The following is a 5,136-nucleotide window of genomic DNA, read 5'->3' as shown; positions in this document are numbered from 1 at the left end:
ACCGTACGCACGCACGCACGGCAAACGCCTCAGGGCGGCATCCGGAAGTCCGGGTGCCGCCCTGAGGCGCATGGGGGCTGGGATGCGTCAGGGCCTAGTAGGCGCTGTTGACGTTGTCCATGGAGCCGTAGCGGTCGGCCGCGTAGTTGCAGGCGGCCACGATGTTGGCGACCGGGTCGTACTGGTCGAACTTGGTGCCCTTGACGTGGTACGCCTTGAAGGTCGGGAGGATGACCTGGAGCAGACCCTTGCTGGGGATGCCGTTCTGGGCGTTGATGTCCCAGTTGTTGATCGCCATCGGGTTACCGCTGGACTCGCGCATGATGTTCTTGTGGATGCCGGCGTAGGTGCCCGGAATGCCCTCCTTCTTCATGATGAAGAGGGCTTCCTTGATCCAGCCGTCGAGGTTGTTCGCGAAGACCGGGGTCCGGGCGGCGGAGCGGCTGGCGGCAGCCTTCTGCTCGCGGGCCTTCTTCGCGGCGGCCGCGGCCTTGGCCTTGGCCTTGGCGTCGGCGTCGGCCTTGATCTTGGCCGCGGCCTTGGCGTTCGCGTCGGCGATGACCTGCTGTGCGGAGAGGCGGCCCTGCAGCGTCTTCGTCTGCGCGCCGTTGACGGCCTGGGTCCAGGCGACGGGGGCGGCGTTGACCGTCTCGGCCTCGGCCTGGGCGGCCGGTACGAGGGAGAAGGCGACGGCGGCGGCGCTCAGCGTGGCGACGCCGGCGATGGACAGCTTGTGTGCCTTCGTCAGACGACTGTGACCGGGGGTGCGGGAAGCAGACATGGCGGGGCAACCTCTTCGAATAGCGGGAGTCGCAGGAAGGCGCTTTGTGGATCCGGGGATCCGCGGTGCTGTGCGACGGGAGCAATTCTTAGCGGCGGCAAAATGCTGTGGCAAAGGTGTGACGTACGATCCCGCTTAGTGGATCACGCACGGGCGCCGAGACCCGATTTCGGGCCTCGGCGCTACGTGGGACAGCACTGACGGGGTCTTTATCCCTCCACTAGGCAGCTTCGTAAGTGATGTGGGTCCTATGTGCGGGGTCACATCGGGCGCGTACCGGTTTTACCGAGAGTTGCTGCAGCAATGCATATGGTCACGGCTGTCATCCTTGAGTAGCAGATGGACGTCCCCGAATTCGTGCCAGAGGCAGAGCCGGGCCAGGGCCTCGGCATACCCGAGCCGTACGGCGGCCCGCCCCGCGACCGCCTCCAGCATCAGCAGATGGGACGCCTCGGGCTCGTGCAGCCCGGTCAGCAGCCCGTCCACCACCCGCACGCCCCGCTCGGGGGTGACCACCAGATCGGTCCACCCGGCGGCCGGGCGCACCCGCCCCCGCGCGTCCGTGGCCGACTCCAGGGCCCGTACCGCCGTGGTCCCCACCGCGATCACCCTCCCGCCGGCGGCCCGCGCGGCGTTCACCAGCCCCGCCGACGTGGCGGACACCTCGTACCGCTCCGGATAAGGCGGCTCGTACGACTCCTGCGAGGCCACGCCCGTGTGCAGGACCAGCGGGGCGAACCGCACCCCCCTGCTCACCAGCCGCGCCACCAGCTCCGCCGTGAAAGGCCGACCGGCGCTCGGCATCTCCGCCGAGCCTGACCCGTCGGCGGCCGGAACCGCGAACACCGTCTGATAGGCCGAGAGCGGCTGGTCCCGCTCCGTGTACCCGTACCGGATCGGCCGACCGTACGCCCGCAGCAGCGCCGGCACACCGTCCGGCGCGGGAGAGGGCCGCGCCCACCACAACCGGTCCGCGTCCGCCGCCAGCGGCTCCTCCAGCGCGAGGCGGTACCCACCCGGCAGCTCCAGCACCGCCCCGGCCGGTCCCCCGGCGCGCGGCCGCGTCGTCCCGTCGCCGACCGGGTCACGCAACTCCACCGCCCAGCGACCTTCCCCGGACCGGGCCCCGGGATGCCCCCTGTCGCCCCGGGTCGAGAAGTGCACCACCAGGTCCTCGCCGCCCAGCCGGGCGTCCACGGCGGCCGCCAGGGTGGCCGAGGTGTTCACCACCAGGACGTCCCCGGCCCGCAGCAGCCCCGGCAGCTCCCGGAAGGCGTGCAGCGACACCGGCTCGCCGCCCCGGGACACCAGCAGCCGCACGGCATCCCGCCCCAGCCCCGGCCCGCGCTGCTCGGCCGGAACCCGGGCCAGCAATTGTGGCGGTATGTCCGTTATATAGAGGCCCGCTCTCTGGAGGGACCGCAGCCCGCTCATCGCCCGGCCCCCGCTCCCGCCGCCAGGCCCACCCCCGCACCCGCCTCCGCCGCCAGCTCCCGCGCCGTGTACCGCCCGCTCGGCAGCGCCCGCTCCACCAGCCGCAACAGCGCCGGAGCCACCTCCTCGGGCGTCGGCAGCCCCGTCAGGTCCTCATCCGGCTCGGCCGCCGCCATCATCCGCGTCCGCATCGACCCCGGGTCGGCCCACCACACGCGCAGCCCCGGCTCCTCCACCGCCAGCACCCCCGAGATCAGGTCCCCCGCCGCCTTGGTCGCCCCGTACGCCCCCCACGTCGCGTACGCCACCACCGCCGCATCCGAGCTGATGTTCAGCACCGCCCCGGCCCGCGCCGCCCGCAACAGCGGCAGCCCCTCCTGGACCAGCCCCAGCGGCCCCGCCACATTGACCTCGAAGGCCTCCCGCAGCCCGTCCAGCGCCTGCTCCGCCAGCGGCACCAACGGCTCGGCCCCCAGCACCCCCGCGTTGTTCACCAGCAGGTCCAGCCCGCCCAGCTCCCGCGCCGCCGCCACCAGCGCCGCCCGGTGCGCCGCCGAGGACACGTCCCCGGCCACCGCCACCACCCGGGCCCCGGCCGCCCGCGCCGGCCCGGCCGCGGTCTCCTCCAGCGCCGCCGCACCCCGTGCGCTCAGCACCAGGTCCCAGCCCCGCGCCGCCAGCTCCCCGGCCAGCGCCCGGCCGAGCCCCCTGGACGCCCCCGTCACGATCGCCACCGACATGACAGCACCCTCGCCTTCCGTCCCGATCAGCAGATGCCCCCAACCTAGGAACGGCCCACCCCCCACCGCGTCGGCCACGAGCCCCACCCCCGCAGGTCCCTTCGACCTACGTCCACGGCCCGATCCCGCAGGTCACGGCCGCGGGTACGGTGAGCCCATGACCGGTAGCCCCCCGCACGGCGGGCCCCCCAGCGGCCTGGCCGCCGTGAGCACCGCACTGCTCGCGATGAGCCGCCGCCTGGAGGTCCGCGACGTCCTGCGCACGATCGTCGTCTCCGCCCGCGAACTCCTGGACGCCGAGTACGCGGCCCTGGGCGTCCCGGACGACCACGGCGGCTTCGCCCAGTTCGTCGTGGACGGCATCAGCCCCGAGCAGTGGCGCCGCATCGGCCCGCTGCCCCGCCAGCACGGCATCCTCGCCGCGATGCTCCACGAGGGCGGCCCCGAGCGCCTGGCCGACGTACGCGAGGACCCGCGCTTCGAGGGCTGGCCGTCCGCCCACCCGGAGATGTCCGACTTCCTCGGCATGCCCGTGCGCGACGGCGAGGAGACCCTCGGAGCCCTCTTCCTCGCGAACAAGCGCGGTGGGTCCCCGGGCGGACGCCAGGGCTTCACCGACGAGGACCAGGAACTCCTCTCCCTCCTCGCCCAGCACGCGGCCATCGCCCTGACCAACGCCCGCCTCTACGAACGCAGCCGCGAGCTCACCATCGCCGAGGAGCGCTCCCGGCTCGCCCACGAGCTGCACGACGCCGTCAGCCAGAAGCTCTTCTCCCTCCGCCTCACCGCGCAGGCCGCCGCCGCCCTCGTCGACCGCGACCCGGCCCGGGCCAAGGACGAGCTCCAGCAGGTGGCCACCCTGGCCGCGGAGGCCGCCGACGAGCTGCGCGCCGCCGTGACCGAGTTGCGCCCGGCCGCCCTGGACGAGGACGGCCTGGTCGCCACCCTCCGTACGCACGTCCACGTACTCGACCGCGCTCACACCGCGCACGTCACCTTCACCTGCGAGGGCGTACGGGCCCTGCCCGCGCCCCAGGAGGAAGCGCTGCTCCGCGTCGCCCAGGAGGCTCTGCACAACGCCCTGCGCCACTCGGCCGGCGACCGCGTCGAGGTCACCCTGGGTCGGACGCCCGCCGGAGGCGCGGTCCTCACGGTCCTCGACACCGGCAAGGGCTTCGACCCCCGGGCCGTCCGCCGGGCGGGCCGTCACCTGGGCCTGGTCTCCATGCGCGACCGCGCGAGCGGCGTCGGCGGCCGGCTCACCGTGCACTCGGAGCCCGGTCGGGGCACCACGATCGAGATGGAGGTCCCCGGTGGCTGACAGCCCCGGCCGCGGCGGCGGCATTCGAGTACTGCTGGTCGACGACCACCAGGTGGTCCGGCGGGGCCTGCGCACCTTCCTGGAGGTCCAGGAGGACATCGAGGTGGTCGGCGAGGCCTCCGACGGCGAGGAGGGCATCGCCCGCGCCGAGGAGCTGGGGCCCGACGTGATCCTGATGGACATCAAGATGCCGGGCACCGACGGCATCGAGGCGCTGCGCAGGCTGCGCGAGCTGGCGAACCCGGCCCGGGTGCTGATCGTCACCAGCTTCACGGAGCAGCGGACCGTGGTCCCCGCCCTGCGGGCCGGCGCGGCCGGATACGTCTACAAGGACATCGACCCCGACGCGCTGGCCGGCGCCATCCGCTCCGTCCACGCGGGACACGTGCTCCTCCAGCCGGAGGTGGCCCTCGCCCTGCTGTCGCAGGACGAGCGGGACACCCCGGCGGGCCGGCCCGGCTCACTGACCGACCGCGAACGCGAGGTTCTGGGCCTGATCGCCGACGGGCGCTCCAACCGCGAGATCGCCCGCGCCTTGGTCCTGTCCGAGAAGACGGTCAAGACCCACGTCTCGAACATCCTGATGAAGTTGGACCTTTCCGATCGGACCCAGGCCGCATTGTGGGCGGTCAGGCACGGAATCGCCGAGTAATCGGAGGTAAATCGGACCGTCTCGCTCCGGACTGAGATTCATACGGTCGGGTGTATGTAGCCCACATGGCGTATCCGGATCGCGGGCCGGCCGTTCTCCAAGGCGTGCCGCGACGGCTGGTCGCGGCAGACGTACTGGAGGACGAGAACGTGAAGAACTTCAAGAAGGCCGCAGCCGTCACCATGATCGCGGGCGGCCTCGTCGCCGC

At 72.8% G+C, this 5,136-nt stretch carries 5 protein-coding genes; 2 read left to right on the top strand and 3 right to left on the bottom strand.

Annotation, left to right across the window (positions count from 1 at the left end):
- Positions 1-94 precede the first annotated feature (94 nt).
- The 3 genes from ACWGIU_RS29270 to ACWGIU_RS29260 all read right to left on the bottom strand — a co-directional run bounded on the left by ACWGIU_RS29270 (position 95) and on the right by ACWGIU_RS29260 (position 2,955).
- Entirely contained in the window at positions 95-781 is a 687-nt protein-coding gene (locus ACWGIU_RS29270) for a transglycosylase SLT domain-containing protein (RefSeq protein WP_453710774.1), read from the bottom strand.
- 282 nt (positions 782-1,063) lie between these two features.
- Positions 1,064-2,215: an S-adenosylmethionine:tRNA ribosyltransferase-isomerase gene (locus ACWGIU_RS29265; protein WP_453710772.1), complete on the bottom strand. Its 1,152-nt coding sequence runs from the start codon at positions 2,213-2,215 to the stop codon at positions 1,064-1,066.
- Positions 2,212-2,955 carry an SDR family NAD(P)-dependent oxidoreductase gene (locus tag ACWGIU_RS29260; protein ID WP_453710770.1) on the bottom strand — a complete coding sequence of 248 codons (744 nt, stop codon included), beginning with the start codon at positions 2,953-2,955 and terminating at the stop codon, positions 2,212-2,214. The genes ACWGIU_RS29265 and ACWGIU_RS29260 overlap by 4 nt, the downstream gene beginning before the upstream one ends.
- A gap of 157 nt (positions 2,956-3,112) precedes the next feature.
- On the opposite strand from ACWGIU_RS29260, the gene ACWGIU_RS29255 reads away from it, so the two are divergent.
- Together ACWGIU_RS29255 and ACWGIU_RS29250 are read left to right on the top strand one after the other, a co-directional pair.
- Positions 3,113-4,276, top strand: a complete 1,164-nt coding sequence (locus ACWGIU_RS29255; protein ID WP_453710768.1) for a GAF domain-containing sensor histidine kinase — start codon at positions 3,113-3,115, stop codon at positions 4,274-4,276.
- Positions 4,269-4,928 (top strand): response regulator, encoded by a 660-nt coding sequence (locus ACWGIU_RS29250; protein WP_453710766.1) that lies wholly within the window; start codon positions 4,269-4,271, stop codon positions 4,926-4,928. Before ACWGIU_RS29255 ends, ACWGIU_RS29250 begins: the two co-directional genes overlap by 8 nt.
- The last annotated feature ends 208 nt before the right edge of the window (positions 4,929-5,136 follow it).

The organism is Streptomyces sp. NPDC054840 (assembly GCF_053611065.1).
The sequence above is the reverse complement of the archived record's forward strand: the minus strand, read 5'-3'. Positions and strand labels throughout refer to the sequence as shown.

What these genes read in the sequence shown, in the direction of transcription:
- ACWGIU_RS29260 (WP_453710770.1), bottom strand. Translation starts at nt 2,955, where the DNA reads ATGTCGGTGGCGATCGTGACGGGGGCGTCCAGGGGGCTCGGCCGGGCG.
- ACWGIU_RS29265 (WP_453710772.1), bottom strand. Translation starts at nt 2,215, where the DNA reads ATGAGCGGGCTGCGGTCCCTCCAGAGAGCGGGCCTCTATATAACGGAC.
- ACWGIU_RS29270 (WP_453710774.1), bottom strand. Translation starts at nt 781, where the DNA reads ATGTCTGCTTCCCGCACCCCCGGTCACAGTCGTCTGACGAAGGCACAC.
- ACWGIU_RS29255 (WP_453710768.1), top strand. Translation starts at nt 3,113, where the DNA reads ATGACCGGTAGCCCCCCGCACGGCGGGCCCCCCAGCGGCCTGGCCGCC.